Below are 26,716 nucleotides of genomic sequence, written 5' to 3' on the forward strand. Positions count from 1 at the left end.
GTCAGCGCCGGTAGATGTCCGGCACATACCGCTCCATCAGCGTCTCCGGCCTGAGCGGCGCCGTAAAGCCGTGACGCGCATACAAGCCATGCGCCGTGCTGGTGGCCAGCATGAAACGGCGCAGACCCTGCAAGTCGGGATGCGCCATCACGGCCTCCATCAGGCGCTTGCTGTAGCCGCGGCCGCGGCACTCTTCCAGCACATACACGTCGACCAGATAGGCAAACGTGGCGTAGTCGCTGACCACGCGGGCGAACGCCACTTGACGGCCGTCCAGCGTGCCGCCGAAGCATAGCGAATGGTCGATCGCGCGCTGTACGGTGGCCTGCGCGATGCCGATGGCCCATGCCGATTGCGTACTGAGAAAATGGTGAATGGCCGGAACGTCAAGTTCCGCCTTGTCGCTACTGATCTTCAAGTGTGGCATCACGCTGTCCGCCTGTCGTGGAAAAAAACTGATCATCGGCGATTTGCGCGCTGCTGTCACCTGGGCAGGAAAGAATCGGGCTGCCTCCCCTTCTGACTGCTGACGACGGGGGTACTCTGCCTGCTGCTGCCGTAGCTGCGACTGGCACGCTGCCGCCATGCTTACAGGGCGGCTTTTTCTTCGGCGTTCAGACGCTTGGCGCTGACATACACGGTATGCATGGTGGCTTGATCGGCGCTGGCAACGAAGGTCACGGAAGCGGCTGGCGCGGCGCGGAACTTCGGCACGGCGGCGGTGGCCAGGCTGGTGGCGGCGGCGATGGCGATGATGGCGACGAAGATGGCTTCCATGTTTTTAGCGATGTTCATGATATTTTCCTTGAGGTTGAGGGGCGTTGCTGTTTGTCCTGCGATGATTGAACTGTAGGCCGATCCCCCCTGAACTGCCATCGGATTGCGACCAAACGCACGATTCGCGGGACAGAATACAAAAAGCCCGGATGGAACGCACAACGTGCCTGTGCCGTGGCATTTGAGGCTTGCCAGCCCCATTCCTGGCCATTTCAGCGCCCTGCAAGGTCCTAAAAGCCCTACCGCCGGCCAACCTTGTTTATAATCGCCGTACACTAAAGGACTTCTTTCATGACTGATCAATTCTCCAAAAAGGGCGAAGCCTGGTCGGCCCGGTTTTCCGAACCGGTCTCGGACCTCGTCAAGCGCTACACAGCTTCTGTATTTTTTGATAAGCGCCTGGCGCTGTTCGACATCGAAGGTTCGCTGGCCCATGCGGAAATGCTGCATGCGCAAGCCATCATCAGCCCGGCCGATTACGCGGAAATCCAGCGCGGCATGGCGCAAATTTCGCAGGAAATCGCCGCCGGCCAGTTCGAATGGCTGCTGGATCTGGAAGATGTCCATCTGAATATCGAAAAACGCCTGACCGAACTGGTAGGCGACGCGGGCAAGCGCCTGCACACGGGCCGTTCGCGCAACGACCAGGTGGCGACCGACATCCGCCTGTACGTGCGCTCCGCCATCGACGACATCACCACCCTGCTGGCGACGTTCCGCAGCGCGCTGACGGACCTGGCCGAGCAGCATGCCGACACCATCATGCCCGGCTTTACCCACATGCAGGTGGCCCAGCCGATCACCTTCGGCCACCACATGCTGGCGTATGTTGAAATGTTCGGCCGCGACGCCGAGCGCATGGCCGACTGCCGCAAGCGTGTCAACCGCCTGCCGCTGGGCGCCGCCGCGCTGGCCGGCACCACCTTCCCCATCGACCGCTTGCGCGTGGCAAAAACGCTGGGCTTTGACGACGTGTGCCACAACTCGCTCGACGCCGTCTCGGACCGCGATTTCGCCATCGAATTTTGCGCCGCCTCCGCCGTGCTGATGATGCACGTGTCGCGCATGGCCGAAGAACTGGTGATCTGGATGAGCCCACGCATCGGTTTCATCGACATCGCCGACCGCTTCTGCACCGGCTCGTCGATCATGCCGCAAAAGAAAAACCCGGACGTGCCGGAACTGGCGCGTGGCAAGACGGGCCGCGTGTACGGCCACCTGACCGGCCTGCTGACCCTGATGAAAGGCCAGCCGCTGGCCTACAACAAGGACAACCAGGAAGACAAGGAACCGCTGTTCGACACCGTCGACACCGTCATCGACACCCTGCGCATCTTCGCCGACATGGCCGGCGGCATCACGGTGAAGCCGGAAGCGATGCGCGCGGCAGCCCTGCAGGGCTATGCCACTGCGACCGACCTGGCCGACTACCTGGTCAAGAAGGGCTTGCCATTCCGCGACGCCCATGAAGCCGTGGCCCTGGCCGTGCGCGCCTGCGTCGATGCGGGCTGCGACCTGGCCGACCTGTCGCTGGAGCAGTTGCGCGCCTTCTCGCCACTGACGGGCGAAGACGTGTTTGAAGTGCTGACCCTGGAAGGCTCCGTGGCCGCGCGCGACCACGTGGGCGGCACCGCGCCAAACCAGGTGCGCGCCGCGATTGCCCGCGTGCGCACGCAGCTGGAAAAATAAGCGGCGTCCATCCCGCAAACGCCCCGCTGCAGCGCTGCAGCGGGGCGTTTTTCATTGTGCGACGATCTTCGACAACACGGAAAAGGCGGCCCCCGTCTGCGACGCTTCCAGCAGCAAGGTCAGTTCCGTGTAGGTGCAGATGATATTGATCAGATTGATGCGCTCCCAGGCCAGGCGCTTGAGGATGGCGTGATACACGCCTGGCGTATAGCAGGTCTCGGGCGCCAGGTGCAGGGTCACGGCCGTCACGCGCTCCAGGCGCGCCAATTCCTGCTCGCCGCCGAAGACCTCTTCCACCAGCGCGTGCAGGCTGCGGCTGCAGATCACCATCACCTCGTTGACGCCGCGCGTGACCGTGATGAAGGTGCCGCGCTGGGGTGCGGCCAGCGCCAGCAACTGGCGCTGGCAATCATAGGTCTGATCGGAATAGCGGTAGGTAAAAATCATCAATTCACTGCGCGTGGAAAGTTCTCCCGCGCGGTGCGCCAGCACGATTTCGCCGCTTTTCTGCTGCGGCATCCGTTCGGCCAGGCGGCGCAGCGCCATCACCACGGCGGCCTGCCCCACCGGTTTCCATAAGTCGCTCTGCAATTGCGGCTGCAGCTGGCGCGCCAGTTCCGACAGGTTCAGCAAGCCGCGGCCCAATCCCTCGCTGAGAAAGGCCGATTCCATCACGATCTGTTCCACTTTGGTCGCTATCGAAAGCATAGTTCGTCGGGCCGGTGATTCCGGTGCACGCACCAGGAGCCGGCAACCCTTCCTGAAAAAAGGATGCACTGCGCCAGCGGCCGCGCCGGGCGGCACGGTCGGACTCGCGGAAAAGAACCCCCTCGCGGGGGGAAGAACCGGCTGGCGGCGGCTAGGAAGGCGGATGCAGCATGAATGCCGCTCCAGAGGGGAAATGGCTGAAACCAACAGCAGAAAACAGAACTGACGTCATGTGAAACTCCCGAATTTTTTTCCCGATGCGCTGTATCTGGACGCGGTCATTGCCGCGTGCGCTTTTTTTGTCTTCGCCTGGTCCGTTGGGGCCACGCGAATACCTAGTGTAGATCGCAACATTTAGAAAATGCAACAGTGTTTTTCCAACAGAACGCGCCATTAGGGGAAGTAGTCCAAAACAAAAGTTACAGCTTGTGGTAGATCAAACTTTGCGCTGATGTAGCACCGATAAATGTTCAATTCTTAACAAAAATTCGCGTAGTGACCCATTTCTTGAATTTTTTGACATGGCGATATCGACAAGTTTAGTGTCCCCCTACCCGGCGTCATGCCACCACAAAACGGCAGGCTATCCGCCTGTCAGGCACGCCGGGGTGGCCATCAGGCATCGCGGCCAGCTCATTCACCATTTCCTTAACCGATACCATGGAGCAGAAATGAATTTACGTTTGACGATAGTTGCCGCATCCATCGCCGCCCTGCCGCTGATGGCTACCACGGCAGACGCCGCCACGCCGCTGCCACAGACCCTGATGGCCGCCCCGGTCGCCCTGGCTTCTCCACAAGAGACCGCCAGCCTGGTCAACAAGCTGGCTGCGCAGGCGCGCAGCCGCGGCCTGAATACCGAACATGGCTTTGCCGTCGGCGCCCAGCATCCTGGCGTCAGCGGCACACGCGTGAGCCGCGTGCAGCACACCTACAAGGGTTTGCCCGTCTTCGGTTCCGAAACGGTCGTGGTCAGCAACAGCGCCGGCGACATCGTCAGCGAATCCGTGTCGGACCGCGCTTCCGGCCTCGGTAGCGGCGGTGTCAATTCCGTCACCCGCAGCGCCACCACCGATATCGACACCACGCCCGCCATCAGCGCGGCGGCAGCCATCGCCGCCGCCGTGGACAGCATTGGCGTGCGCGCCGTCGACCACGTGCCGCCGCATGCGCAACTGCTGATCTACCCCGTCATGAAAACCGTGCGCGTGGCCGGCGCCGAGAACAAATCGGAAGCCGCGTTGAACGCCCTCGACGTGCAGGACGTGGTCGACCACTACGAGCTGGCCTATCTGGTGCAGACGCGCATGATCAGCGGTAACAAGCCCGTCTACTACGACACCGTCGTCAGCGCCAAGGATGGCCGCATCCTGCGTCAATGGAAAGCCCTGAAAACCGTGGCCGGTATCGGCAACAGCCAGTACAACGGCCAGGTACCGCTCAACACCACGCTCACGGGCAGCACCTACACCATGAAGGACCCCAGCCGCGGCACGGGCGGCAGCTTCGGCGGCATGGCCATCACGAATGCCAATCACGGCACCAGCTCGGGCAGCGTGTACAGCAGCACCAGCAATACCTGGGGCGACGGCCAGCAATACATCAACGGCGGCAGCACCACCAACGCCAATGGCCAGACGGCGGCCGTGAACGCGATGTGGGGCCTGATGAACACCTACGACACGCACAAGAATGTGCTGGGCTGGTCCAGCCTGGACGGCAACAACACGGCTACCCACATCGCCGCCCACGTCAACACGGCCTACGACAACGCCTATTACGACAGCAGCTGCAAGTGCATGTACATCGGCGACGGCGGCAGCTCGTTCAACAACCTCGGTTCCATCGACGTGATCGGCCACGAAATGGGCCACGGCATCACGGACGCCACATCGGGCCTGATCTACTCGCAAGAGTCGGGCGGCTTGAACGAATCGAGCTCGGACATCGCCGGTGAAATGGTGGAAGCGTATGCGCGCGCCGGCGGCACGGGCACCACGATCCCCAACACGGGCAACGATTGGATGACGGGCAAGGAAATCGCCAAGAATGGCCAGCCGCTGCGTTGGCTGTACAAACCAAGCAAGGATGGCAGCAGCCCGAATGCGTGGAGCAGCACCATCAAGAACCTCGACGTCCACTACAGCAGCGGCCCGAACAACCGCATGTTCTACTTCCTGTCGCAAGGGTCGAACTCCACGTCCAGCAGCGACTACTACAGCTCCTACCTGAACAAAAGCCCGCTGGCCATGACCGGTATCGGCAGCGACAAGGCTTACCGCATCTGGTTCAAGGCCGCCACCACCAAGTTCACTTCGTCGACCAACTACGCCGACGCGCGCAACAAGGTACTGCTGGCAGCCGAGGAACTGTATGGCGTGGGCAGCGCCGAGGCGATCGCCGTCAAGCGCGCGTATGCGGCCATCAACGTGGGCGCCGACGTCGATGAATCGACGACGGGCGGCGCGGTGACCATCACCAGCCAGCCGGCCAGCATCACCGTCGCACCGGGCGCCACCGCCTCGTTCGCCGTGGGCGCGGGCGGCGGCACGGCACCGTACACCTACAAGTGGTACCGCAACGGCGCCGTGATCAGCGGCGCCACATCGCCCGCCTACAGTTTCACGACTGTAGCGGCCGACAGCGGCGCCGTCTTCAAGGCCACGGTGACGGATTCGTCCTCGCCTGCCGTGACGGCCACGTCGAACAACGCCACGCTGACGGTGGGCACGAGCAGCGCCACCGAACGCGTGACGAACGGCGGCTTCGAGTCCGGCGCCACGGGTTGGAGCGGCACCACGGGCGCCATCGGCACCTTCACGGGCCAGACCGCGTACGAAGGCACGAAGTACGCCTGGCTGGGCGGCAATGGCGCCACGGCCAGCGAATCGCTGACGCAAAGCGTGGCCATTCCGGCCGCCGCCACCTCGGCCAGCCTGACCTTCGCGCTGCACATCGACACGGCGGAAACGGGCAATACCGTGTACGACAAGCTGGTCGTCACCGTGAAGAACAGCGCCGGCACGGTGCTGGGCACCCTGGCCTCGTACTCGAACGTGAACAAGGCTGCCGGCTACCAGATCCGCACGTTTGACCTGATCGCCTACAAGGGCCAGACCGTGCAGATCTCGTTTGCCGCGACCGAGGACGCATCGCTGCAAACCTCGTTCGTGATCGACAAGGTCAGCCTGGTCACCCAGTAAGCGGCTGAACATGCGGGCAAGCCATCGCGACAAGGCTTGCCCGCACGGCACGATTGATTTCCTGGCAATTCCAGTCTACCCTGAGGCAGTGATTGCATCTTGCCTGCTGCTGGTACCCGCGACGAATTGAACTTTTTTTTGGATTGTTCCTGACCGATGCCTACTTCGACCTTGTCCGCACGCGCATTCCCTTCTTCCGCTTACCCCATTTTCACGCCCCAGGCCCTCGCCATGCTCGCCTGAGCCGACGATGCAGTTCCACCTTCAGGTGCAGGGCCCGGCGGGCAGCCAGGCGCTGGCCATCGACGCCGCCAGCGAGGCCGAAGCGATCCGCGCGGCCGTGCGCGGCGGCTGGCGCGTGCTGGCCGTCGACGCTGGCGCTGCGCAGGAGACGGGCGTCGCGCTGCGTCCCGGCAAACAGGGCCTGCCTCTGCTGCAATTCAGCCAGGAGCTGCTGGCCCTGCTCGAAGCGGGCCTGAACCTGGGCGAGGCCATGGCCACCCTGCATAACAAGGAAACGCGGCCAAGCGCAAAGGCCACCCTGGCCGCCATCGTGCTCACCCTGCAGCAAGGGCAAAGCTTTTCCGACACCCTGGCCGGTTTCCCCGACATCTTCCCCGACATTTACATCGCCACCGTGCATGCGGCCGAACGCTCGGGCAACCTGCCCGAGGCGCTGGCGCGCTTCGTCGGCTACCAGCTGCAGTTCGACGCCATCCGCAAGAAACTCATTTCCGCCGCCATCTACCCGTGCATGCTGCTCGTCGTCGGCGGCCTGGTGACCCTGTTCCTGCTCGGCTACGTGGTGCCCAAATTCAGCGTCGTCTACGAAAGCTCGGGCCGCGAGATTCCCTGGATGTCGCAAATGCTGCTCGGCTTTGGCCAGACCCTGGCCGCGCATCCGCTGCTGTGCGCCAGCGCGCTGGCCGCCGTGGTGGCCGCCGTGGTCTTCGGCATCGCCAATGCCGGCGCGCGCCAGGCCCTGGTCTTGCGCCTGCTGCGCCTGCCCGTGCTGGCGGAGAAGGCGGCCGAATTCCGCCTGGCCCGCTTCTACCGGGCTCTCAGCCTGCTTCTGCACGCCGGCATCCCCCTGCACAAGGCGCTGGCCATGGTCGCGCCCATGCTGCTGCCGGCGCAGCAGGAGCAGCTGGCGCAGGCGCGCCGCGCGGTGCAGGAAGGCATGCCGTTTTCCACCGCGCTGGAACACGCCGGCATGGCCACACCGGTGGCGCAATCGCTACTGAAAGTGGGCGAGAACACGGGCCGCCTGGGCGACATGCTGGAACGCTCGGCCAAGTTCCACGACGAGGAATTCGCCCGCTGGGTGGACTGGGCCTCGCGCCTGCTCGAACCGCTCTTGATGACCATCATCGGCGTCGTCATCGGCGGCGTCGTGGTGCTGATGTACATGCCGATCTTTGAACTGGCCGGGAGCTTATCGTGACGGTTTTTACCATGTGGTGCCTGCCATGAATGCACGCGACGAAGAACGGGCCGTGCTTGATGCGGCCATGCTGCGCCGGGCCCACGCCAGCGCGCTGGAACAGGGCCGCCCGCGGATGGCCGTGCTGCAGGAAACGGCGGCCTTGCCGCCCGAGGTCTTTTTGCGCCAGCTGGCCGCCCTGTTCCGCTACCCGGCCTGGACGATGGCCGAGCTGCAAGCCGCCTTGCCCGCCTTTGCCCTGCTGCCCTACACGGATTGCGCCCAGCGCGACTGCGTGCTGCTGCAGCCGGGCGCCCCCGGCGCACCGCCCGTGCTCGTCATCGGCAACCCGTTTGCGGAAGACCTGCTGCAGTGGGCCGACTTCGCCCTGTCCACGCCCTTCACGGTGGCGCTGGCGCACCCGGACGACCTGGCCGCCTATCTGCTGCAGCAGGAAAGCGTGCAGCAGGCGATGCAGGAAATGCAGCATGGGGATGACGTGCCGGGCCTGGACCAGAGTATCGAGGATATCTCGCTGATCCGCATCAGCGAAGACAGCAGCCCGGTGGTGAAACTGGTGAACTCCACCATCTACGATGCCCTGAAATTCCAGGCCAGCGACATCCACCTCGAATGCGACGTGGCCAGCCTGGTCATCAAATACCGCGTCGACGGCGTGCTGGTACAGGCAGGCCAGGTACAGGGACTGGCGATGGCCGAGCAGATCATCTCGCGCATCAAGGTCATGGCCGATCTCGACATCGCCGAGCGCCGCATCCCGCAGGACGGCCGCTTCAAGGTGCGCGTAAAAGGGGCGGAAATCGACTTTCGCGTCTCCATCATGCCGAATATCTTTGGCGAGGACGCCGTGCTGCGCCTGCTGGACCGACGCGCGCTGACGGAAGCGGCGCAGGCGCTGCGCCTGGAAAGCCTGGGCCTGAACGAGGACGCCATTGAGCAGATACGCCGCCTGGCCGCCAAGCCGCACGGCATGCTGCTGGTGACCGGGCCCACGGGTTCCGGCAAGACCACCACCCTGTACGCGGCCATCACGGAAATCAATACGGGCCGCGACAAGATCGTCACCATCGAAGACCCCGTCGAATACCGCTTGCCGCGCGTGCTGCAGATCCCCGTCAATGAAAAGAAGGGGCTGACGTTCGCGCGCGGCCTGCGCTCCATCCTGCGCCACGATCCCGACAAGATCATGATCGGCGAAATCCGCGACGACGAGACGGCGCAGATCGCCGTGCAGGCCGCGCTCACGGGCCACCTGGTGTTTACTACCGTGCACGCGAATAACGTCTTTGATGTGGTCGGGCGTTTCCTGCACATGGGCGTCGACGCCTACAGCTTTGCGGCGGCCCTGAACGGCATCGTGGCGCAGCGCCTGCTGCGCCTCAATTGCGCCCATTGCGCCGTCGATGCCAGCGCCGAGGTGCTGGCCGATGCGCAGCAGCTGCGCGACAGCGGCCTGGCCCTGCACCAGGTGCAGGACTGGCAATTCATGGCCGGCAAGGGCTGCGGCCACTGCCGCGGCACCGGCTACAAGGGCCGCAAGGCCGTCGCCGAAGTGCTGATGCTCAGTGACGCCATGCGCGAAATGATCTGCACGCGGGCGCCCTTGAGCCAGATGAAGGAAGAAGCGGCGCGCAACGGCTTTCGCCTGGCGCGCGAAGCGGGCCTGGACCTGGTGCGGCGCGGCGAAACCACTTTAGCGGAGCTCAATCGTGTCACTTATTGAACGCCTTACCCGCGCCACCCTGTGCCTGCACCTGGCGCCGCACGGGCTGCACGGCGTGCTGCGCCGCGCCGGCCGCCCCGTGCCCGACAGCGCCTTCCACCTGCCCATTGCGAACCCCGACGCCAGCTGGGAAGTGGCGCTGGCCGCCCTGCGCGGCTGGCTGGAACAGCACAATGAAAAAAAACTGCCGCTGGCCGTCAGCCTGGCCAGCCGCTGGTGCGCCATGCTGATGGTGCCGTGGAGCGGCGCCCTGCTCGACCGGAGCAGCGCGCAGCGCTTCCTGCATAGCCAGTTCGCTGCCGTCTACGGCGATGGCGCGCGCGCCTGGCGCCTGGCTGCCGACGATGCGCCCTATGGCAAGCCACGCCTGGCCTGCGGCATCGATGCGGCCCTGCTGCAAGGCGTGCAGGATGCGGCGGCCGCGCATGGACGGCGCTGCCTGTCCCTTGAACCCATCGTCGGGCCGGCCTGGCGCAGCATCGCCGGCGGCAAACCTGCCGCCTTCGCCCTGGTGGAAGCGGGACGGCTGCTGCTGGCAACGACGGGCGGCGGGCGCATCACGGGCCTGCATAGCCAGTCCTGCGGCGCCGCCTGGGGCGATGAACTGGATCGGGCGTGGCGGCGCTGGAACTTGCGCGCACCACAGCTGGACGCGATCGAACACGTGGCGCTGCTCGACTTGAGCGGCATGCCGCAGGACGAGCTGCCGGCGCGCTTCCAGTCCCTTCCCGTGGCCGGCGCCGCCCACCTGATGCGGGAGGCCGCATGGGCCTGAGCCGCCTGGAATTGCTGGCGCCCGGCGCAGTGCAGACGTTCAAGGGCTGGCGCCTGGCCCTGTGCCTGGCGGGCGGCTTGCTGCTGCTGCCGGCCGCCGTGTACTGGCTGGTGCAGGCGCAGGAAACGCGGCGCCTGGAAGCGCAGCTGGCGCAGCTGCAGCCCGCGCGCCCGATGCGCGCGCCCTTGTCCGCCAGCCAGCAGCGCGAACGCGACATCGAACTGAAACAGGTGGCCGCCGCCGTGCGCCAGCTTAACCTGCCCGTCACGCGCCTGGTCAAGACCGTGCAGGCGCCGCGCGATGTGCGCGTGGCCTTGCTGGGGCTGGACCTGAACGCGCAGCAGGGACAGGATGGCGCCAGCGTCCTGAAGATCGCCGCCGAGGCGGAAACGCCGCAGGACATGCTCAACTACCTGGCCTTCCTGAACCAGCAGCCCATGTTCAGCTCCGTGTATCTGCTCAAGCACGAGATGAATGCGAACGCCCCCGAACACCCTTACCGTTTTCAGCTGGAGGCGCAATGGCGGCAATAAAACCCGTATTCAAAGCCAGCACGCCCGTGGCCCGCGCGCGCCTGCAGCTGCGCATGCCGCCGCGCCTGGCGTGGGAAGCGCAACGTTTGTGGCGCACCCTCGGCTGGCCCAGCGCCCTCGGCGCGGCCTGCCTGGCGCTGGCCGCTTTCGCCATGCAGCAGGGCGATGCACTGGCCGCACGCCAGCAGCAATTGGCGGCGCAACTGGCCGCTGCTGCCAGACAGTCGGCGCTGCAGCCGGCACCCATCACGCTCGATGCCGATGCGGACAGCCTGGCCGCCTTTCACGCCTACCTGCCTGCGCATGACAGCATTCCCGACCAATTGAAGGCCTTGCTGGAAGTGGCGCAAAAGAGCGGTGTCACCCTGGCCAAGGCCGACTACAAGCCGCAGGAAGACGGCAACACAGCCTTCCTGCGCTACCAGATCACCCTGCCCGTCAAAGCCGAATACGCGCAGCTGCAGACCTTTATCGTCGATGCCCTGCAGGCGCTGCCCACCCTGACGCTCGACTCCGTGCTCTTCAAGCGCGAGCAGATCGAGGCGGGCGAGATCGACGCGCGCATCCAGTTCATCCTGCTGGTGAAAAAGGCGGAGGTGCGCCGATGAAAAAAGCCGTACTGGGAGGCGCCGCCGTGGCGACCTTGCTGGCCGCCCTCTTCGCGCCCGAGGATGAAGGCAGCATCGTGGGACCGGCCACGGCCACCACGCGCCAGGTGGAGCGGGTGGCGCCAGCCCCCCTCGCCGCAGCCGCCGTTGCGCAAACCAATCGTGCGCTGGCCATCGAACCGCGCCGGGGACTCGATGACGACGAAGCAGCGACCCTGTTCGCCAAGCAGAGCTGGCAGCCGGAGACGCCGAAGAAGATCATGCTCGACCAGCAGGCAGCCCAGGCGGCACTACCCGCAGCCCGCGTGGATGCGAACGCGCCGCCACCGCTGCCCTTTCAATTCCTGGGCCGCTTTGTCGACGAAGGCAAGGCCGCCTACTTTCTGCAGGCGGGCGAACGCAACGTGGTGGCGCGCCCCGGCGACACGCTCGAAGAGCGCTACCGCTTCGACGGCGTGGTGCAGGGTTCTCTGCAATTTACCTATCTGCCGCTCAACCTGAAACAGACACTCGCCGTAGGGGACCTCAATTGAAACGACGCGCCGCACGTATGTCTCGTACTATCCTCACCCTGCTGCCGGTGCTGTCCCTGCTGGCCGCCTGCGCCGGCAACCAGGCTTATAACGATGGCCAGGCCATGCTGGGCGCGGGCCGCACGGAACAGGGGCTGGCCCTGCTGGAACAGGCGGCGCAGGCCGAGCCGACCAACGCCAAGTACCGCATTGCCGTCACGAATGGCAGGATGCGCGCGCTGAACAAGCTGAATGGCGCTGCGGAGGCGCTGCGCCAGCAGGGCAAGCTGCCCGAAGCGCAGGCGCTGTACCAGCAGGCGCTCGCGCTGGATGCCAGCAACGACGTGGCGCAGCGGGGCCTGGCCGGCGTGGCACAGGATGAACGGCACCGCAAGCTGGTGCAGGAAGCGCAGGCCAGCTACCAGCGCGGCGGCGAAGCGAATATCGCGCAGGCGCAGGAAGCCCTGCGCCAGGTGCTGCAGGAGCGCCCCGCACAGCGCGAGGCGCTGGCCCTGAAAAGCCGCATCGGCGAGGCGCAATCCAAAAGTCTGCCGGCCGGCGGCAAGCTGGCGGCCGCCTACAGGAAACCCGTGACCCTGGAATTTCGCGACGCGCCGCTGCGTTCCGTGTTCGATTTCATCAGCAAGGTGTCGGGCCTGAACTTCGTCTTCGACAAGGAAGTCGATCCCGCCCTGCGCGCCACCATTTCCGTGCGCGACACCAGCATCGAAGAGGCGATTGCCATGCTGCTGGGCGCCAACCAGCTGGAACAAAGCGTCACCAGCGACAAGTCGATCACGATCTACCCGAACACGCCGCAAAAGGTGAAGGATTACCAGCAGCTCGTGGTACGCACCTTCTTCCTCGCCAATGCCGACGTCAAGACGGTGGCGTTCTCCATCAAGACCCTGCTCAAGGCCAAGGACGTCGTCACCGACGAGCGACTGGGCATCATCATGCTGCGCGATACGCCGGAAATGGTGCGCATGGCCGAACGCATCATCAACGTGCAAGACCTGGCCGACCCGGAAGTGATGCTGGAAGTCGAGGTGCTGGAAGTCAAGCGCACGCGCCTGATGGAACTGGGCGTGCGCTGGCCGGACCAGGCCAGCCTGACACTGGCCGGCGTCGCAGGCAGCACGGGAGGACTCGGTGGCTTGAAAGTGGCGGACCTGCACCGCATCAATGGCGACAATATCAACCTGGGCATCGGCGGCGTCACCCTGAACGCCAACAAGACGGACAGCGACAGCAATATCCTGGCCAACCCGCGCATCCGCGTGCGCAACAAGGAAAAGGCGAAGATCCTCATCGGCGACCGCGTGCCCGTCATTACCGTCACGACGAATAACGGCGTCAGTTCCGACAGCGTCAACTACATCGACGTGGGCTTGAAGCTCGACGTCGAACCGAACGTCTACCTGGACGACGAGGTGGCCATCAAGATCAACCTGGAAGTGTCGAACGTCGTCAAGGAAGTGATCAGCAAGACGGGCACGCAGGCTTACCAGATCGGCACGCGCAGCGCTTCCACGGTGCTGCGCCTGAAGGATGGCGAGACGCAGGTGCTGGCAGGCCTGATCAGCGATGAAGACCGGGGCACGGCCAACAAGGTGCCGGGCGTGGGCGAGCTGCCCGTGCTGAACCGCCTGTTCGGCAGCCAGAAGGACGACGCCATGCGCAGCGAGATCGTGCTGTCGATCACGCCGCGCCTGCTGCGCAGCATCCGCCGCCCGGACCTGACGACGGCCGAATTCAATTCCGGCACCGAGACATCCGTGGGCGGCCGCGCCAGCGTGGGCGGCTCCCCCGAGGCTATCGCCGCGCCAGAACAGGCCGCGCCGCGCACCGGCTCGCCCATGACGGGTGGCGACGAAGCGCCTGCCGCCGGCGACAAGGCCACTGTCAAGGGTGGCCAATGAGGTGGCCAGTGAAAGAGCAGGGCTTTACCTTCATCGAGCTGATGATCACCCTGGCCATCATGGCGACCCTGGCCACGGTGGCCGTGCCGATGGCTCAGGTGGCCTTGCAACGGGCGAAGGAACAGCAATTGCGCAGCGCCCTGATCGAGATGCGCGAGGCCATCGATGCCTACAAGCGCGCTTCGGACAATGGCCGCATCAAGCTGTCGCTGGGCGCTTCCGGCTATCCGAAAAAACTCGAGGAACTGGTCGAGGGGGTGCCCGACCAGCGCAGCGTCTCGAAGCAGAACATCTATTTTTTGCGCCGTCTGCCACGCGACCCGTTCCAGCCCAGGGAAGAAGGCAGCGCCGCCGACAGCTGGAGCAAGCGCGCCTATGCCTCGCCGCCCGACAATCCCAGCGAAGGCGAGGACGTGTTCGACGTCGCCTCGCGCTCGACCAAGGTGGGCCTGAACGGCGTGCCGCTCAATCAATGGTGAACTTGATGCCCGCTTCTATCTCACGCCGCGGCTTTACTTTGGTCGAACTGCTGGTGGTGCTGGCGATCATCTCGCTGCTGCTGACGATCGCCATTCCCCGCTATTTCGGTTCCGTGGAAAAGTCGAAGGAAGTCGCCCTGAAGGAAAACCTGCAAGTGCTCAGGAGCGGCCTGGATAAATACTATGCCGACAAGGGCGAGTATCCGGCCGCCCTGGACGACCTCGTGACCCACCATTACTTCCGCAGCGTGCCGCTGGACCCCGTCACGGAGTCCAGCGCCACCTGGCAATTGATCCCTTCGCCCAATGGCGAGATCGGCGGGGTGGCCGACGTGCGCAGCGGCGCCAAGGGCAAGACGCGCGAGGGCATCCCCTTTGAGCAGCTCTAGTTTTCAACGCCGCGCACGGGGCTTCGCGTATATCTGGACCCTGATGCTGGTGGCCTTCATGGGCGTGGGCCTGGTGCTGGCCAGCGAACTGTTTGCCACGGCCGCGCGGCGTGACAAGGAGCGCGAGCTGCTGTTCATCGGCCATGAGTTCCGCAACGCGCTGGGCCGCTACTACGACAGCACGCCGGGCGACGGGCGGCCCCGCTATCCCTTGACCTTGCAGGAACTGCTGCGCGACCCGCGCTTTGCCAACGCCCGGCGGCACTTGCGCCGCCTGTATGCGGACCCTGTCACGGGCAAGGCGGAATGGGGTGTGCTGCGGCAGGAGGGACGCATCGTCGGCATCCATTCGCTGTCGCCACAGCTCCCTATCAAGCAGGACAATTTTCTCGACGAAGACGCCAGCCTGCGCCGCAAGCAGCGCTACGCGGACTGGCACTTCACGTATCCGCACGACCTGGTGCTGGCCCCGCCCGATGCCGCCGGCGGCGCGCCCGGACTCAAGCCGAAAGGCGCAAACTGATATCATGCCCGCATTCCATATTCAGCATCGAGCAAAGGAGCAGGCATGAGCATAGGTGGCACTTCCATCGAACAGGCATTGGCATCGCTGTCGGACATGACGGGCGGCATGGTCGCCATCGGCAAGGACGAACATGCGCAACGCATCGCCAGGGCGCAGGCATTCATGCGCAAACAGGGCATCGCCGCGGTCTACCTGAACGCGGGCGCCAATCTCACCTATTTCACTGGCACCAAATGGTATGCCAGCGAACGCATGGTGGGCGCCATCCTGCCGGCCAGCGGAGAGATCGAATACATCGCCCCCGCCTTCGAGGAAAGCACCTTGCAAGGCTTCATGCTCATCGAAGGCAAGGTCAATTGCTGGGAAGAGCATGAAAGCCCGTACCAGCTGTTCGTCGACGTGCTGGCGCGCATGGGGATAGCTCAGGATGAAGCTGCGCCGCCACGCGTGGGCATCTGCGAAAGCGCCGCCTTCTTCATCTACGACGGCATCAAGCCGCTGGCTCCCGGCTACGCGCTGGAAAACGCGCGCGCCGTCACCGCGTACTGCCGCAGCCGCAAGTCACCGGCGGAAATCGCCCTCATGCAGCGCGTGATGGACATGACCCTGGCCGTGCACGTGGCCACGGCCAGCATGCTGTACGAAGGCATCACGACGGTGGAAGTGGAAGAATTCATCCAGCGCGCGCACCGCAAGGTGGGCGCGCCCCGCTCGTATTTTTGCATCGTGCTGTTCGGCGAAGCGACGGCCTACCCGCATGGCGTCAACTACGTACAAACCTTGAAAGCGGGCGACACGGTGCTGATAGATACGGGCTGCCAGGTAATGAACTACATCTCCGACATCACGCGCACCTATGTGTTTGGTACGATCAGCGCGCGCCAGCGCAGCGTGTGGAACAGCGAAAAGGCGGCGCAGGCCGCCGCATTCGCGGCAGCGCAGCTGGGCGTGCCCTGCGGCGACGTGGACCGCGCCGCGCGCGTCTCGCTGGAGGCGGATGGCTTCGGCCCCGGCTACAAGCTGCCCGGCCTGCCGCACCGCACGGGCCACGGCATCGGCCTCGATATCCACGAGTGGCCTTACCTGGTGGGCAATGACACGACGCCGCTGGACGTGGGCATGTGCTTCTCGAACGAGCCGATGATCTGCATCCCCGGCGAATTCGGCATCCGCCATGAAGACCATTTCTACATGACGGATGACGGTCCGCGCTGGTTCACGCAGCCGGCGCACAGCATCGATGATCCGTTCGGCTTGCACGCGTAAACAGATGCCCTTGTGTTGGATTACGCTGCGCTAATCCACCCTACGCCATGCCATGCAGGTCAAGCTGGTATCACCGTAATGCCAGGCAGGTCGGATTGGCGCCCTGCGCGTAATCCGACACAGCGCTTCCCTGCGCCAGCTTGAACACGGCCAACGCCGTGCCCAGCTGCACGGCCTGTTCCTGCAGCGATTCGGCGGCCGCCGACGCCTCTTCCACCAGCGCGGAATTTTGCTGCGTCATCTGGTCCATGCTGCCGATGGCCACGCCGATGTCACCGATGCCGGCGCTTTGCGCCTGGCTGGCAGCGCTGATCTCGGCCATGATGTCGGCCACCTTTTTCACGGAGTCGACGATCTGGCCCATGGTCAGACCCGCCTCGTCGACCAGCTTCGAGCCGACATTCACCTTGGCCACCGAATCGCCGATCAATTGCTTGATTTCGCGCGCCGCTGCCGCGCTGCGCTGCGCCAGGTTGCGCACTTCGGACGCCACCACGGCAAAACCCCTGCCCTGCTCGCCCGCGCGCGCCGCTTCCACGGCCGCATTCAAGGCCAGGATATTCGTCTGGAAGGCGATGCCGTCGATGACGCCGATGATGTCGACGATGCGCTTGGACGAATCGTTGATCTCGCCCATGGTGGTGACTACCTGACTGACCACCTGCCCGCCCTTCACGGCAACCGAAGATGCCGACACCACCAGTTCATGCGCCTGGCCCGCGTTGGCGGCGTTGTCGCGCACGGTGGAGGTCAGGCTGTCCATGCTGCGCGCCGTCTGATCCAGGCTGCCCGCCTGCGATTCCGTGCGCGCGGCCAGGTCCGCATTGCCTTGGGCGATTTCAGCGCTGGCCACCTGGATGGTTTCGGCCGACGCCTTGATACCGGACACCATGCCGGCCAGCCGGCCGCGCATCTCCTTCAATGCCGCCAGCAGACTGGCCTGGTCGCCCGCCTCGGTGGCGATCTCCATCGACAGGTCGCCATCGGCCACGGCACGCGCGATCTGGCGCGCATATTCGGGTTCGCCGCCCAGCTGCTGCCAGATGGCGCGCACGACGAAATGCGACACGGCCACCAGGCAGACGATGACGGCCAGCGCCACGGCGATGCTGGTATTGAGCGCATTGCGCACATTGGCCGCACTGCGTTCGATGCCCTGTTTGAATTGCAATTGCGCCTGTTCGTTGGTCTTTGCCAGGTCCGTGTTGAGCACCGCCAGCGCCCCCTGCATGCGCGCCACGGTCGCTTGCGGGTCGCCCTCTTCCATTTCCAGCATGATGCGCGCCGCACTCAGGGCCGGCGCATAGTAGGCATCGAATTCCCTGGCCAGGCGCAGGCCCTGCTCGCGCTGGCCAGGGATCGCCGCGAAGTCGCCCAGCCTGGCGCGCAGCTTGACAGCCTGGCCGCCGACTTGCCCGATACGCTCCTTGTCGCCTTCACTGACGGCATCGCGCAGGGCGTCGCCGACGGCGGCCACGTCCAGGGTCAGCGACTTGGCCATGTCGAGCACGGGATAGTCGGCACTTTCCGTGGCGTGGATGGAATTGAGCGTGGCCGTGGACAGGTAGGCGCTGACGGCCAGCCCCAGCCCGAAAATCACGGCCGAGACGACAGGCAGCGCCCATATCTTGCGTTTGATGCTCATTGCTGTCTCCTGATGTTATCTCGTGCAAAAGACGGCATGCGTCGCCGCATGCCGTCATGGCGGCCTTATGGCGTCGTCAGCACCACTTTGACGGTGCCGTCGACGGCACTCTTCTCGATATAGCCGATGGCTTTCGGATCGGCGGCCACGGCCTTCTTCACGTCGGCGCTATTGGCCACTTCCTTCGGCAAGGTCGCCTTGCCCGTGAAGACCAGCTTGGACCACAGGGCCTTCGCCTGCGACGGCTCCTTGTCCGTCACCTTCTTGTAGAACTCCGCGCGCACGGGGGCGCTTTCCGGCTGGTCGACCGGCGTCATGGCCGTCGATTTACCGAGGAAGAATTGCGCCACCTGTTCGTTCGTCATGGCGCCGGCGGCGCTCTTCGGATTGACCACCACGACCACTTCGGCCATGGCGGGAACAGCGGTCGACAGCGCCAGCAAGGCAGCCACATTCAAGATCAATGGTTTCATGCGGCGCTCCTTAGAAAACGAAATCGATGGCGGCGGCAGCCACCGTGACGGGGCCATGGAAACCCGGCTTGGCTTGCACGAACAGGCCCGGGCCATTCTTCGGCTTGATGCGGTCGATCTGCACTTTCAGCGCGGCCGAACGGTGGAAGTCCCAGCGCACGCCGATGCTGTCCGTCGATTGCTCCAGCTGATTGCGCATATATGCGAGGGTGTCGACGCCGGCCGACAGGGCGCGCAAGGTCGGCGTGCAGGCGGCTGGATAACCGGCAGGACAGGATGCGGGCACGGTGTTGTTCACGCGGCCATCGGCCTTCAGGCTGGCGTGGCTGTAGTACGGCAGGAAGGCGCCGATGCGGTAGCCGCCCATCACGTACCACGAGGTACTGTCGCTGACATAGCTGTCCGTCTTGCGCTTCGCATATTCGGACTGCACCAGCACATTGTTCCAGTCCAGGCCCAGGCCCACGGACGTAAACGATGCCTTCTTGTCCTTGACTTCCAGCGCATCGGCCAGGGCGCCCAACTGGGCGATCCTGTAGCCGCTGCCGGCCGCGCGCAAGCTGCCCATCAAGGTATTCAGGCTGGGCGAATCGTTGATCGTCAGCTTGGTCTCGGCCCGGCCGAAACGCACGGTGACGGGACCATGTTCGGCCACCACGTTGAGGGCGACGATGGACTTGCCTTCCACCTGCACGGTCGAATCAGGACCCGTGGCCAGGGTGGCTTTGGTGCGGCCCAGCGCCAGCTGCGTGGTGATGCTGGTGTCGCCCGCGCTGAACTGGTAGGTGCCATCGATGCCATCGATGCTGTTCAGGGGAACCTGCGAATACATTTCGCCGGGCGGACGCAGCATGGTGTTGGCATAGCCGACGTTACGGTAATCGGAAATCATGAAGACAGGCAGGCCCATGCGGCCGACGCGCACGCTGAAGCTGTCCGATACCTTGGCCTTGGCAAAGGCCCACGCCAGTTCGGCGCCAAAATCGTCTTCGCCATCCTTGCGCGCCAGCCCTTGCACGGTGGCCGACAGCCAGGGATTGACGGTGACATTGGCCTGCAGGCCCAGATTGGAATCGACGCCTGTGCGGGCGGTGCGGCCTGCGCCGGCAGCCTGGTTCGGGCGCGCGAACTGCGCGCTGTCGGTATCGGCCATGGTCAGGGCGGCGGTGCCGTAACCGCTGATCTTGACCGCGGGACCAGGGGCCTCTTCGGCATAGGCATGGCTGATGGCCAGGGGCATGGCCAGCAGGAAAATCAGGACGTGTTTATTCATAGTAATTAAATACCCGTAGCGGTGAACGTTAATCGTGGAATGGGACTCGCGGTCGATGGCTCACCGGCCGTAAAAGGCCGGGTCCGTTTTTTTCGCGCCGCCATCGCCTTGGGCGTCCATGGCGGCGTGACCAGTGAGTAAAACCATGCTACAGAGAAAAGGTTTTACGTTGGAAAGTTTTCTTGAGGCAATGAGCGAATTCGCCCATTTCCATGAAAAAAGCACGCGTTCTAGAGGGGTTTATCTAAATAGCACGCCGTGCAAAACCACACTTAGAGCCTATCCCAGTAGATGAATACATCCCCCGCTGGCGCGCCTCAGAAGCGGGGACTGCGTTGATCGTCGTCGCGTGGCTCGCCACGCGTCCTCCTCACGCCTTGTCCGCGCTCCTGATCCGCTGCCAGCAGAAGACGCTCCCTACTGGGATAGGCTCTTAGCCTATATTTTTCATACACTTATGGATAATTCAAGACGAAAAGAATCCGCATAAAAAAAGCGCCGCCCGCGCGATGATCGCGGGCGGCGCCGTTCAAACCAATCCTGCCAGAGACGCTTACTCTCGGACTTACTCGCGCTTCGACACCAGGGTCAGAATGTCGTAGCTGGCCACCAGTTCCTCGTTCTGGTTCGTCACCTGCACGTCCCACGCGACCACGCCCTGGCCCACGCCGAACACGTCCTTGCGATTGCGGTCGACCTTGCGCTTGCACGTCAGGCGGGCGCGGATGGTGTCGCCAATCGCCACCGGCGCGACGAAGCGCAGGTTGTCCAGGCCATAGTTGGCCAGCACGGGACCGACGCCTGGCGAGACGAACAGGCCGGCGGCGGCCGACAGCACAAAGTAGCCGTGGGCGATGCGCTTGCCGAACTGCGATTCCTTGGCCGCGATTTCATCGAAGTGCATGTAGAAGAAGTCGCCCGAGATGCCGCCGAAGGCGACGATGTCCGCTTCGCTGACGGTGCGGCGGTGCGTGAGCAGCGAGTCGCCCGTCTTCAAGTCCTCGAAGTGCTTGCGGAACGGGTGGATCGGGCTTTCATTGACGTCCGCGCCGCGCACGTATTCGCCGGTGATGGCCGCCAGCATGGTCGGCGAGCCTTGCACGGCCGCCCGTTGCAGATAGTGGCGCACGGCGCGCACGCCGCCCAGCTCTTCGCCGCCGCCCGCGCGGCCAGGGCCGCCGTGCTTCAGTTGCGGCAGCGGCGAGCCATGACCCGTCGAATCGACGGACGCCACACGCTCGAGCACATGCACGCGGCCATGCGTGGCCGCCACTTGCGGCACCACGCGCGCGGCGATCTTCGGATCGCGCGTCACCAGGGTGCTCACCAGGCTGCCCTTGCCGCGCGCTGCCAGGGCCAGCGCTTCATCGATGTCCTTATAGCCCATCATGGTGCTGACGGGGCCGAACGCTTCCACGTCATGCACGGCATCGTTGCCGAAAGCGTCGCGGCACAGCAGCAGGGTCGGCGAGAAGAAGCTGCCGTCAAGGGCACCATCGCCCAAAGGACTAAAACCGTCGGCCGCGCCGAATACCACTTCATTACCCTGCGACAGGGTGGCGACCCGTTCGGCCACGTCGTTCTGCTGTTCCTTTGACGCCAGCGCGCCCATGCGCACGCCTTCGATGGACGGATCGCCCACCACCACCTTGGCCAGGCGTTCGCGCAGGCGCGTACCGACGGCGTCCATCAGGTGCTCGGGCACGATGATGCGGCGGATGGCCGTGCACTTCTGGCCCGATTTTCCCGTCATCTCGCGCACGACTTCCTTGACGAACAAATCGAATTCCACGTCGTCTGGCGTGACGTCCGGCGCCAGGATGGCGCAATTGAGCGAATCGGCTTCGCCGTTGAAGGGCACGGATTGGGCGATCAGGTTCGGATTCGTGCGCAGCTTGGCGGCTGTGGCGGCCGATCCCGTGAATGTCACGAAATCCTGGCCATTCAGGCGGTCCAGCAAGTCGCCCGTGGAACCGATCACCAGCTGCAAGCTGCCAGCCGGCAGCAAGCCCGATTCATGCATCATGCGCACGACGGCCTGCGTCAGGTAACTGGTCGCCGTGGCCGGCTTGGCGATGCAGGGCATGGCCGCCAGGAAGCTGGGCGCGAATTTTTCCAGCAAGCCCCAGATGGGGAAATTGAAGGCGTTGATGTGCACGGCCAGGCCGCCGCGCGGCACCAGGATGTGCGTGCCGGCGAAACCGCCTTTTTTACCGAGCGCGATGGCCGGGCCTTCGTGCAGCACGTTCGACGACGGCAACTCGTGGCTGCCCATGCTGGCGTAGGCGAACAGGGTACCCGTGCCGCCTTCAATATCGACCCAGCTGTCGGCACGCGTGGCGCCCGACAGGTGCGAAATCACATACAGTTCTTCCTTGCGCTCGACCAGGTACAGGGCCAGCGCCTTCAGGCGCGCGGCGCGCTGCTGGAAGTCCAGCGCCATCAGGCCCGGCACGCCCGTCTTGCGGGCATACGTGACGGCTTCGTCGAAGTCGATCTTTTCCGCATGCGTGTGATAGATGACGCGGTTGTTCAAGGCGCTGTGCAAGGGCACGGCAGCGCCTTCGCCCAGCCAGCGGCCGGCGATCAGGCTTTGCAGGGTGGATATATGAGCCATGTGGTTTACTCCTATGTTGGTTTACTGCGTGCTTACTGCGCTGCTGCGTTCTTGTGCAAATGCAGCGGCAAGGCGGATTCGAAATTCAGGCGCTGGCGGCCGGCCTCGACTTCCGTCAGGGCCTCCACCTCGCGCATCGTCTGCATGGAACGCACGGCCAGTTCGTGATATTGGCCCGTGCCCGAGCTTTTCCATTTGATTTCATCGTCGGTCAGCACGCGGATGATCTTGGCCGGCGTGCCCACCACCATGCTGCGCGGCGCGACGATCATGCCCGCCTTCACAAAACTCATGGCCGCGACGATGGATTCCTCGCCGATGACGGCGTTATCCATCACCACGGCGTTCATGCCGACGAGCGCATTGCGGCCGATGCGGCAGCCATGCAGCACGGCACCATGGCCGACATGGCCGTCGACTTCGACCACCGTGTCGCAGCCGGGGAAGCCGTGCATGACGCAGGTGTCCTGCAGGTTCGCGCCCTCCTCCAGGATCAGGCGGCCGAAGTCGCCGCGGATCGAGGCCAGCGGACCGATATAGCAGCGCGGACCGATGATCACGTCACCGATCAGCACGGCCGATGGGTGCACATAGGCGCTGGGGTGGACGACGGGGGTGACGCCGTTGATTTCGTAGACTTTGACCATACTCACTTTCCAATACACATGTTGCGCAAGCTATTTCTAAATGCAACGTAGAGCTGGGGTCAGACGGGGACGCCGGGTCCCGATGGGTCTGACCCCGGATTTTCACATGCCCAGATAGGCACTTTGTACCTGCTCGTTATGCAGCAATTCAGGCCCCGGACCGGACAGCGTGATGGCGCCCGTCTCGATCACATAGCCCACGTCGGCGATCGACAGGGCGGCGTGCGCGTTCTGCTCGACGAGGAAGATGGTGATGCCCTGGTCGCGCAGTTCGGCCACGATGCGGAATATCTCCGCGATCAGGAGCGGCGCCAGGCCCATGCTCGGCTCATCGAGCAGCAGCAGTTGCGGGCGGCCCATCAGCGCGCGCGCCATGGCCAGCATCTGCTGCTGTCCGCCCGATAACGTCCCGGCCAGCAGCAAGCGCTTTTCCTTCAGGATCGGGAACAGGCCGTACATGCGCTCCATGTCACCGGCCACGTCCTGCGGTGGGCGTGTAAAAGCCCCCAGGCGCAAATTGTCTTCCACCGTCATGGGGCCGAACACTTGCCGCCCTTCCGGCACCTGGCAGATGCCGGCGCGCACGCGCTTGTCGGCGCTCATGCGGCTGACGTCCTGGCCGGCGAAGGCGATGCTGCCGGCGCTGATCGGCTGCACGCCGGAGATCGCCCGCAGCAGGGTTGTCTTGCCTGCGCCATTCGCGCCCACCAGCGCCACCAGCTGGCCCTGACGCACTTGCAGGTCGATGCCGTGCAAAGCCTGGATGCGGCCATAATGACTGGTCAGGCCGGCGATATCGAGCACAAGCGGAGTCTGAGGTTTTTCCATTGTCATCATGCCGCCACCCCCAGATATGCCGCCACCACGTCGGGATTGGCGCGCACTTCGGCGGCGGTCCCTTCGGCCAGCTTCTTGCCATAGTCGAGCACCAGGATATGGTCCGACAGATTCATCACCAGTTTCATGTCATGCTCGACCAGCACCACCGTCACGCCCGATTGCGCCACCTTGCGGATCAAGGTTTCGATCTCGCCCGTTTCCGTGTGATTCAGGCCAGCGGCCGGTTCATCGAGCAGCAGCACTTTCGGCTTGGCCGCCAGCGCGCGGGCAATTTCCAGGCGCTTCAAGGCGCCATACGACATCTGTCCCGCCTCGTCATCGATATGCCGGCCCACGCCGACGAATTCCATCAGGCCCGCCGCCTCGTCGCGGCAGGCCGCATCCGCGCGGCGCACGGACGGCAAACGCAGCATGGACGCGAACAGGTTCTGGTTCAGGCGCAAATGCGCGCCCACCATCACATTGTCGATGGCCGTCATGTTCATGCACACTTGCAGGTTCTGGAAGGTGCGGCTCATGCCGCGCCGCGCCAGCGCATCGGGCGGCATGGCGGCCACGTTCTCGCCATTGAGCAGGATTTCGCCCTTGCTCGGCGTGTAGACGCCCGTGATCAGGTTGAACAGGGTCGTCTTGCCGGCGCCGTTCGGTCCGATCACGGAATGGATATTACCCTCCTTGACGGTAAAGCTCACATCCTGCACCGCGTGCACGCCGCCGAAGCTCTTGCTCAGATTGTTAATCGTCAACATCTCATACCTCCTGCGCCGGTGGTTTTGCCGCGCCTTCGGGGGCTTTGGGCGCCTGCGGCACCCCTGCCCGTTTGCGTGACCGGCTGGCCAGGCTCGGCACGAGGCCTTTCGGCATGAAGATCATGGTAGCCATCAGGATCACGCCAAACACCACCGTTTCCCAGCCTTCAAAACTGGACAGCAGCTGCGGCAGGATCGTCAGCAGGGCCGCGCCGATGATGGAGCCGAAGATCGACGCCATGCCGCCCACCACCACCATCGTCACCAGCTCGATCGAGTGGAAGAAGCCGGCCAGGTTGGGCGTGATGAAACCGATGTAATGGGCGCTGATGCTGCCCGCGATGCTGGCGATGACGGCCGACAGCACAAACACGCGTACCTTGAAGCGGGTCGTATCGACGCCGACCACGCGGGCCGCCACTTCCGAACCGTGGATGGCCTGCAGCGCGCGGCCGACAGGCGAATCGATCAGGTTCAGGGCCAGCCACGTCACCAGCAACAGCAGCACGGCGCACAGGATGTACCACGATTTTTCACCGGCGATTTCCAGGCCGGCGACACTGAAGGCGGACACGCCGATGCCGTCCGGGCCGCCCGTCCACTGCGTCTCGTTGTTGATGACGATGGAAATGATGATGCCCAGGCCCAGGGTCGCCATGGCCAGGGTGTGGCCCTTGAGTTTCAGCACGGGACGCGCCAGCAGCAAGGCAAGCAAGCCCGTGGCAACCGCTCCTGCGGCCAGCGCGGCCAGCGGCGGCCAGTTGTAGTGCGTGGTCAGCACGGCGGACGCATACGCGCCCAGGCCGTAGAAACCGGCGTGGCCCAGGCTGATCTGGCCCGTATAGCCCATCAGCAGGTTCAGACCGATGACAACGATGGCGTTCAGGGCAATGCGAATCGCCACGTCATAGTAGAACGCATTGGTGAGGAACAGGGGCAGGATGGCCAGCACCAGGGCCAGCAACAACAGGCCACCGTGGCGTGAGCGGGCAAAGAAACTCTTCATACACGCTCCGAATTTTTAGCGCCAAACAAGCCTTGCGGCAGGAAGAACAGGATCAATAAAATCAGCACAAAGGGGACGGCATCTTTATAAGCCGACGAGATGTAGCCGGCCGTCATGGCTTCGGCGATGCCGAGGATCAGGCCACCGGCAATCGCGCCCGCGCCACCGCCCAGGCCACCGAGGACGGCGGCGACAAAGCCTTTCAGGCCCAGCATGATGCCCGCGTCATACGAGGTGTACGTGATCGGTGCAACGAGGATGCCGCCGGCAGCGCCCAGCAGGGCCGACAGGCCGAACGAGAACAGCAGCACCTTGCGCGTGTTGATGCCCACCAGTTGCGCGGCCAGCTTGTTGTGGGAGGTGGCCAGCATGGCCTTGCCCATCAGCGTGCGGCCGAAGAACCAGCCCAGCACCAGCACGATGACGACGGTGACGCCCAGCACCCACAGGCTTTGCGGCAGCAGGCTGGCACCCAGGAATTCGATCGGCGCGTCGCCGGAAAACGCGGGCAGCGAATGCGTGTCCTTGCCCAGCCAGATTTGCACCAGGCCGCGCAGCACGAGCGAGGCGCCAATGGTGATGATCAGGAGCGTGATGACCTGTGCATTTTGCGCCGGTTCGATCACGGTTTTTTCCATCAGCAGGCCAACGATACCTGTGGCGATGACGGCCAGGATGATGGCCAGCGGCAGCGGTACGCCGGCGGCCGACATCACGGCAGCCAGCATCCCGCCCAGCATGATGAATTCGCCCTGGGCGAAATTGATCACGCCGCTGGTGTTGTAGATGATGGTGAAGCCCAGCGCCGCCAGCGCGTAGGCGGAACCGACCGTCATCCCGGAATACAGAAATTGTAGAAATTGTGCGACTTCCATGGTGTCTCCATTATGTTCGGCTGTGCGCGGACCGCCT

The 26,716-nt window shown here is 64.3% G+C and carries 25 protein-coding genes; 13 read left to right on the forward strand and 12 right to left on the reverse strand.

The features are described 5' to 3' along the window. Position 1: 1 nt before the first annotated feature. Both O3297_RS17990 and O3297_RS17995 read right to left on the reverse strand, forming a co-directional pair. The gene (locus tag O3297_RS17990) at positions 2-427 is read right to left on the reverse strand and encodes a GNAT family N-acetyltransferase (RefSeq protein WP_176386310.1); all 426 of its coding nucleotides are present in this window, start codon (positions 425-427) and stop codon (positions 2-4) included. Between the two features lie 161 nt (positions 428-588). Next, on the reverse strand, positions 589-795 hold the full coding sequence (locus tag O3297_RS17995; RefSeq protein WP_070256105.1) for a hypothetical protein: 207 nt from the start codon (positions 793-795) through the stop codon (positions 589-591). Between the two features lie 273 nt (positions 796-1,068). Between O3297_RS17995 and argH the strand changes: the two genes are divergently transcribed. Beyond that, a complete protein-coding gene (argH, locus tag O3297_RS18000) occupies positions 1,069-2,466 on the forward strand; it encodes an argininosuccinate lyase (RefSeq protein ID WP_099389069.1) in 1,398 nt (465 codons plus the stop codon). 51 nt (positions 2,467-2,517) lie between these two features. On the opposite strand, the gene O3297_RS18005 is transcribed toward argH, so the two are convergent. Then, a complete protein-coding gene (locus O3297_RS18005; RefSeq protein WP_034780353.1) occupies positions 2,518-3,174 on the reverse strand; it encodes a hypothetical protein in 657 nt (218 codons plus the stop codon). A gap of 671 nt (positions 3,175-3,845) precedes the next feature. Here O3297_RS18005 and O3297_RS18010 point away from each other — a divergent pair. The 12 genes from O3297_RS18010 (at position 3,846) to O3297_RS18065 (ending at position 16,554) form a co-directional block, all read left to right on the forward strand. Next, entirely contained in the window at positions 3,846-6,377 is a 2,532-nt protein-coding gene (locus O3297_RS18010; RefSeq protein WP_034780355.1) for a M4 family metallopeptidase, read from the forward strand. Between the two features lie 250 nt (positions 6,378-6,627). After that, a complete protein-coding gene (locus O3297_RS18015) occupies positions 6,628-7,821 on the forward strand; it encodes a type II secretion system F family protein (protein WP_099394896.1) in 1,194 nt (397 codons plus the stop codon). Positions 7,822-7,846: 25 nt separating this feature from the next. After that, entirely contained in the window at positions 7,847-9,544 is a 1,698-nt protein-coding gene (locus O3297_RS18020) for a GspE/PulE family protein (RefSeq protein WP_305049342.1), read from the forward strand. Further along, on the forward strand, positions 9,531-10,319 hold the full coding sequence (locus tag O3297_RS18025) for a hypothetical protein (RefSeq protein WP_305049343.1): 789 nt from the start codon (positions 9,531-9,533) through the stop codon (positions 10,317-10,319). Before O3297_RS18020 ends, O3297_RS18025 begins: the two co-directional genes overlap by 14 nt. Beyond that, on the forward strand, positions 10,310-10,852 hold the full coding sequence (locus tag O3297_RS18030) for a hypothetical protein (protein WP_092607663.1): 543 nt from the start codon (positions 10,310-10,312) through the stop codon (positions 10,850-10,852). Before O3297_RS18025 ends, O3297_RS18030 begins: the two co-directional genes overlap by 10 nt. Beyond that, positions 10,840-11,460, forward strand: coding sequence for a type 4a pilus biogenesis protein PilO (gene pilO, locus O3297_RS18035; protein ID WP_305049344.1), 621 nt, complete (start codon positions 10,840-10,842; stop codon positions 11,458-11,460). Before O3297_RS18030 ends, pilO begins: the two co-directional genes overlap by 13 nt. Continuing rightward, positions 11,457-11,993 (forward strand): hypothetical protein, encoded by a 537-nt coding sequence (locus O3297_RS18040; RefSeq protein WP_070281611.1) that lies wholly within the window; start codon positions 11,457-11,459, stop codon positions 11,991-11,993. Before pilO ends, O3297_RS18040 begins: the two co-directional genes overlap by 4 nt. A gap of 17 nt (positions 11,994-12,010) precedes the next feature. Beyond that, positions 12,011-13,894 (forward strand): secretin and TonB N-terminal domain-containing protein, encoded by a 1,884-nt coding sequence (locus O3297_RS18045; RefSeq protein ID WP_099394900.1) that lies wholly within the window; start codon positions 12,011-12,013, stop codon positions 13,892-13,894. After that, complete coding sequence (locus O3297_RS18050; RefSeq protein ID WP_305049345.1) at positions 13,891-14,373, forward strand: type II secretion system protein; 483 nt, start codon at positions 13,891-13,893, stop codon at positions 14,371-14,373. Before O3297_RS18045 ends, O3297_RS18050 begins: the two co-directional genes overlap by 4 nt. A 5-nt stretch (positions 14,374-14,378) precedes the next feature. Then, complete coding sequence (locus O3297_RS18055) at positions 14,379-14,762, forward strand: type II secretion system protein (protein ID WP_099389305.1); 384 nt, start codon at positions 14,379-14,381, stop codon at positions 14,760-14,762. Further along, entirely contained in the window at positions 14,749-15,285 is a 537-nt protein-coding gene (locus O3297_RS18060) for a type II secretion system protein (protein ID WP_257217383.1), read from the forward strand. Before O3297_RS18055 ends, O3297_RS18060 begins: the two co-directional genes overlap by 14 nt. Positions 15,286-15,330: 45 nt before the next feature. Then, positions 15,331-16,554, forward strand: coding sequence for a Xaa-Pro peptidase family protein (locus O3297_RS18065; protein ID WP_305049346.1), 1,224 nt, complete (start codon positions 15,331-15,333; stop codon positions 16,552-16,554). A gap of 70 nt (positions 16,555-16,624) precedes the next feature. Here O3297_RS18065 and O3297_RS18070 read toward each other — a convergent pair whose 3' ends face one another. From O3297_RS18070 to O3297_RS18110, 9 genes are all read right to left on the reverse strand, one after another. Further along, complete coding sequence (locus O3297_RS18070; protein ID WP_305049347.1) at positions 16,625-18,199, reverse strand: methyl-accepting chemotaxis protein; 1,575 nt, start codon at positions 18,197-18,199, stop codon at positions 16,625-16,627. 65 nt (positions 18,200-18,264) lie between these two features. Beyond that, the gene (locus O3297_RS18075) at positions 18,265-18,672 is read right to left on the reverse strand and encodes a hypothetical protein (RefSeq protein ID WP_070281618.1); all 408 of its coding nucleotides are present in this window, start codon (positions 18,670-18,672) and stop codon (positions 18,265-18,267) included. A gap of 10 nt (positions 18,673-18,682) precedes the next feature. Beyond that, positions 18,683-19,945 carry a hypothetical protein gene (locus O3297_RS18080; protein ID WP_305049348.1) on the reverse strand — a complete coding sequence of 421 codons (1,263 nt, stop codon included), beginning with the start codon at positions 19,943-19,945 and terminating at the stop codon, positions 18,683-18,685. A 565-nt stretch (positions 19,946-20,510) separates the two neighbouring features. Beyond that, positions 20,511-22,562, reverse strand: coding sequence for a phenylacetic acid degradation bifunctional protein PaaZ (paaZ, locus tag O3297_RS18085; protein WP_305049349.1), 2,052 nt, complete (start codon positions 22,560-22,562; stop codon positions 20,511-20,513). 32 nt (positions 22,563-22,594) lie between these two features. Further along, positions 22,595-23,209, reverse strand: a complete 615-nt coding sequence (paaY, locus tag O3297_RS18090; RefSeq protein ID WP_305049350.1) for a phenylacetic acid degradation protein PaaY — start codon at positions 23,207-23,209, stop codon at positions 22,595-22,597. Between the two features lie 102 nt (positions 23,210-23,311). After that, the gene (locus tag O3297_RS18095) at positions 23,312-24,043 is read right to left on the reverse strand and encodes an ABC transporter ATP-binding protein (RefSeq protein ID WP_099394905.1); all 732 of its coding nucleotides are present in this window, start codon (positions 24,041-24,043) and stop codon (positions 23,312-23,314) included. Continuing rightward, positions 24,043-24,798, reverse strand: a complete 756-nt coding sequence (locus O3297_RS18100) for an ABC transporter ATP-binding protein (protein WP_034780381.1) — start codon at positions 24,796-24,798, stop codon at positions 24,043-24,045. Before O3297_RS18100 ends, O3297_RS18095 begins: the two co-directional genes overlap by 1 nt. Position 24,799: 1 nt before the next feature. Next, complete coding sequence (locus tag O3297_RS18105; RefSeq protein WP_099389077.1) at positions 24,800-25,804, reverse strand: branched-chain amino acid ABC transporter permease; 1,005 nt, start codon at positions 25,802-25,804, stop codon at positions 24,800-24,802. Continuing rightward, entirely contained in the window at positions 25,801-26,679 is an 879-nt protein-coding gene (locus tag O3297_RS18110; RefSeq protein ID WP_034780386.1) for a branched-chain amino acid ABC transporter permease, read from the reverse strand. Before O3297_RS18110 ends, O3297_RS18105 begins: the two co-directional genes overlap by 4 nt. Positions 26,680-26,716: the final 37 nt, after the last annotated feature.

The sequence above is a fragment of the Janthinobacterium sp. SUN128 genome (assembly GCF_030587275.1).
Lineage (GTDB): Bacteria > Pseudomonadota > Gammaproteobacteria > Burkholderiales > Burkholderiaceae_D > Janthinobacterium > Janthinobacterium lividum.

What these genes read in the sequence shown, in the direction of transcription:
- O3297_RS18070 (WP_305049347.1), bottom strand. Translation starts at nt 18,199, where the DNA reads ATGAGCATCAAACGCAAGATATGGGCGCTGCCTGTCGTCTCGGCCGTG.
- O3297_RS18020 (WP_305049342.1), top strand. Translation starts at nt 7,847, where the DNA reads ATGAATGCACGCGACGAAGAACGGGCCGTGCTTGATGCGGCCATGCTG.
- paaY (WP_305049350.1), bottom strand. Translation starts at nt 23,209, where the DNA reads ATGGTCAAAGTCTACGAAATCAACGGCGTCACCCCCGTCGTCCACCCC.
- O3297_RS18050 (WP_305049345.1), top strand. Translation starts at nt 13,891, where the DNA reads ATGAGGTGGCCAGTGAAAGAGCAGGGCTTTACCTTCATCGAGCTGATG.
- O3297_RS18055 (WP_099389305.1), top strand. Translation starts at nt 14,379, where the DNA reads ATGCCCGCTTCTATCTCACGCCGCGGCTTTACTTTGGTCGAACTGCTG.
- paaZ (WP_305049349.1), bottom strand. Translation starts at nt 22,562, where the DNA reads ATGGCTCATATATCCACCCTGCAAAGCCTGATCGCCGGCCGCTGGCTG.
- O3297_RS18045 (WP_099394900.1), top strand. Translation starts at nt 12,011, where the DNA reads ATGTCTCGTACTATCCTCACCCTGCTGCCGGTGCTGTCCCTGCTGGCC.
- O3297_RS17995 (WP_070256105.1), bottom strand. Translation starts at nt 795, where the DNA reads ATGAACATCGCTAAAAACATGGAAGCCATCTTCGTCGCCATCATCGCC.
- O3297_RS18105 (WP_099389077.1), bottom strand. Translation starts at nt 25,804, where the DNA reads ATGAAGAGTTTCTTTGCCCGCTCACGCCACGGTGGCCTGTTGTTGCTG.
- O3297_RS18110 (WP_034780386.1), bottom strand. Translation starts at nt 26,679, where the DNA reads ATGGAAGTCGCACAATTTCTACAATTTCTGTATTCCGGGATGACGGTC.
- O3297_RS18075 (WP_070281618.1), bottom strand. Translation starts at nt 18,672, where the DNA reads ATGAAACCATTGATCTTGAATGTGGCTGCCTTGCTGGCGCTGTCGACC.
- O3297_RS18010 (WP_034780355.1), top strand. Translation starts at nt 3,846, where the DNA reads ATGAATTTACGTTTGACGATAGTTGCCGCATCCATCGCCGCCCTGCCG.
- O3297_RS18015 (WP_099394896.1), top strand. Translation starts at nt 6,628, where the DNA reads ATGCAGTTCCACCTTCAGGTGCAGGGCCCGGCGGGCAGCCAGGCGCTG.
- O3297_RS18005 (WP_034780353.1), bottom strand. Translation starts at nt 3,174, where the DNA reads ATGCTTTCGATAGCGACCAAAGTGGAACAGATCGTGATGGAATCGGCC.
- argH (WP_099389069.1), top strand. Translation starts at nt 1,069, where the DNA reads ATGACTGATCAATTCTCCAAAAAGGGCGAAGCCTGGTCGGCCCGGTTT.
- O3297_RS18080 (WP_305049348.1), bottom strand. Translation starts at nt 19,945, where the DNA reads ATGAATAAACACGTCCTGATTTTCCTGCTGGCCATGCCCCTGGCCATC.
- O3297_RS17990 (WP_176386310.1), bottom strand. Translation starts at nt 427, where the DNA reads ATGCCACACTTGAAGATCAGTAGCGACAAGGCGGAACTTGACGTTCCG.
- O3297_RS18100 (WP_034780381.1), bottom strand. Translation starts at nt 24,798, where the DNA reads ATGTTGACGATTAACAATCTGAGCAAGAGCTTCGGCGGCGTGCACGCG.
- O3297_RS18065 (WP_305049346.1), top strand. Translation starts at nt 15,331, where the DNA reads ATGAGCATAGGTGGCACTTCCATCGAACAGGCATTGGCATCGCTGTCG.
- O3297_RS18040 (WP_070281611.1), top strand. Translation starts at nt 11,457, where the DNA reads ATGAAAAAAGCCGTACTGGGAGGCGCCGCCGTGGCGACCTTGCTGGCC.
- pilO (WP_305049344.1), top strand. Translation starts at nt 10,840, where the DNA reads ATGGCGGCAATAAAACCCGTATTCAAAGCCAGCACGCCCGTGGCCCGC.
- O3297_RS18030 (WP_092607663.1), top strand. Translation starts at nt 10,310, where the DNA reads ATGGGCCTGAGCCGCCTGGAATTGCTGGCGCCCGGCGCAGTGCAGACG.
- O3297_RS18095 (WP_099394905.1), bottom strand. Translation starts at nt 24,043, where the DNA reads ATGACAATGGAAAAACCTCAGACTCCGCTTGTGCTCGATATCGCCGGC.